The organism is Paraglaciecola marina (genome assembly GCF_004360155.1).
Classification (GTDB): Bacteria; Pseudomonadota; Gammaproteobacteria; order Enterobacterales; family Alteromonadaceae; genus Paraglaciecola; species Paraglaciecola marina.
Window position 1 is genome coordinate 1 of record NZ_SAIS01000054.1, and the last position, 2,273, is coordinate 2,273.

Genomic DNA, 2,273 nt, shown 5'->3' on the forward strand with positions numbered 1-2,273 from the left:
CTGCGATTGGGTATTTTATTGCCATGCGTGTCTTAGTAAAACACATTATGCAAGCTGAGGTGTGGGGCAGTGTGGGAGAGCAACAAACATTAGCGCCAGCCATCAAACAGCTAAAAGCGCAATTGACTAAGTTGGGCACACCCAATGCATTTGAAACAGCCGCGTTTACCGCCGACAGTGGCTTTCATAGCGAGAAGAACCTGACATTTATGGCAAATACAGGGCTTGATACTTACATCGCCGATACGCAATTCAGAAGCCGTAACCCCTTGTTTAAAACCAGTGAAACCTATCACACAGAAAAAGAAAGACGGCGTTTAAAGCGCAGTAAAGGCAGGGCGAAACTCTTTACATCAAACGACTTTCACTTTGATGAGTCAAACATGACATGTCGTTGCCCTGCGGGTAAGTTGTTATGGCTAAGTGGCGCTAACATTAAGGCTAATGGTAAAAACTATAGCCGTTTCACTGGCTACCTTAAAGACTGTAAACACTGCCCATTACAGCCGCAGTGCATGCGAAAGCCGCCAGCAGACAGAGGCCGACAAGTCCAGTTTTTACGCAACGCGAAGAGCCAATTATCTTACACAGACAAAATGCGCGTTAAGATAGACAGCAGTATAGGTCGTAGACAGTACAGCAAACGATTAGGCATGATAGAGCCAGTATTCGGTAATATCACGGTCAATAAAGGTATGAATAAACTGACATTGCGAGGCAAAGACAAAGTGAATGCCCAGTGGCAAATGTATTGTTTAGTTCACAATATAGAAAAGCTTAGAAACAGCCTTCAATGAAGGTCATTTAGACAAAACTCGGCGTTTTAAGCCGTTAATCTGCACCTATTAGCTTGATATCGCATTCACATAGCCCGTTCAAATCGATATCCCAGATAAATCGATAAGTCATTGAAATAGCTGACGCGCTCAATTATTGTCTTAGTATTAACAAATTACTGGCTGAGAATGATAAATTCTACAGCCTCGTTAAGTGCCTGTCAGGCTTCATCACAATGAAAAGAATCAATGTCATCGGTACAAGCGGAAGCGGTAAATCTCATTTCAGTTACTTGCTTGCTCAAAAGCTAGGTATTCCGTACATAGAAATGGATGCACTGTTTTGGCTGCCAAATTGGGAGCATCTGGAAACCGAAGAATTTTTGTCTTTGCTTAAGGCTCACTTAGAAAAAGAGGCTTGGGTATTAGATGGTAATCAATCCAAAACTAATTCGCTCAAGTGGCAATACGTGGACACAATCATTTGGTTGGATTACAGCTTTTTTCATACGTTTAAGCAGATCCTCATTCGTTCGTTTAAACGCTCAAAATCAAAACAAGAAATCTGGCCTGGTACGGGGAATACAGAATCGTTTAGGCGTAATTTTTTGTCTTCCGAATCAGTCATTCTTTGGATGCTGCAAAATTACTGGAAAACCAAACGAAAATACGCCAAGCTTTTTGCAAGCGACTCTCTCAACGGTATTCAGTTGGTGCATCTAACATCGCAAAAAAAAGCAAAGTCGTTTATAGCGAATCTGTAGGGCACTTAACAAAAAAATTAAGTCACTCACTTCGTTCGCTGGGACGCATACATGCGGGGCGGCTTCGCCATTATGCCCCACATGCCTGCGCCCGTTATTGAAAAGTTAGGTGACTAGGAGGAATGTTTGTACTCTGAGAAAGATTTAAAACCTCTGGATGTTAAAAAGCATGTCATCAAAAGACAAGATATGTATTTTGGTTCCAAAGGAGCCTCAGCAGAAAAAATATGCAGTGCTATTGCGGAAGGTGCGTTAATTCTTGGCTGTACTCACACTGAGATCGCCAAGCTCAAGGATTGGTGGATTGTCGCAGGCGATAAAGATTGGTTAAAGTTAGATAATCATTCCAAGACATACGAAAGCAATGTTTTTGAAGGTTTATGCCCATTTCCAGAGTACGGCATTAACGCGATTAGAACTGAATATTTTTCAAATGTTTTTTCTAGTTCACTTGTAACTTGGGATGGAGAAAAAGCTGCTGTGATTAAAGGTAATTTTAACGACTTCTTAAGTGTTATTGCTGATTATAAAAAGTACAAAAGAATTATAGGTTTTAAGTTTGAACACGTCACCTAACAAACCCATCAATTCGCTCGCAGGCTCACTGGGACAAATACTCATTGGCTCTCCCTCGTACCTCGGGCATTATAGCCAACAAGTATTTGCCCCTTATGGGGAACGTTATGTTTCAAATGAGAGTTTATGGATAACCTTGAGAAAATAAATTCAAGCA

3 protein-coding genes are annotated in these 2,273 nt (G+C 41.2%); all 3 read left to right on the forward strand.

All coding sequences use genetic code 11. The features are described from left to right. Positions 1-797, forward strand: a 797-nt coding sequence (locus tag EOK74_RS20570) for a transposase (protein WP_205964776.1), incomplete at its 5' end; no start/stop codon positions are given. A 215-nt stretch (positions 798-1,012) separates the two neighbouring features. Then, entirely contained in the window at positions 1,013-1,540 is a 528-nt protein-coding gene (locus EOK74_RS20575) for a P-loop NTPase family protein (RefSeq protein ID WP_133472001.1), read from the forward strand. Between the two features lie 126 nt (positions 1,541-1,666). Beyond that, the gene (locus tag EOK74_RS20580; protein ID WP_133472002.1) at positions 1,667-2,116 is read left to right on the forward strand and encodes a hypothetical protein; all 450 of its coding nucleotides are present in this window, start codon (positions 1,667-1,669) and stop codon (positions 2,114-2,116) included. Positions 2,117-2,273: the final 157 nt, after the last annotated feature.

Bases quoted from the DNA above. Each gene is read 5' to 3' on its own strand.
- EOK74_RS20575 (WP_133472001.1), top strand. From the start codon at position 1,013: ATGAAAAGAATCAATGTCATCGGTACAAGCGGAAGCGGTAAATCTCAT.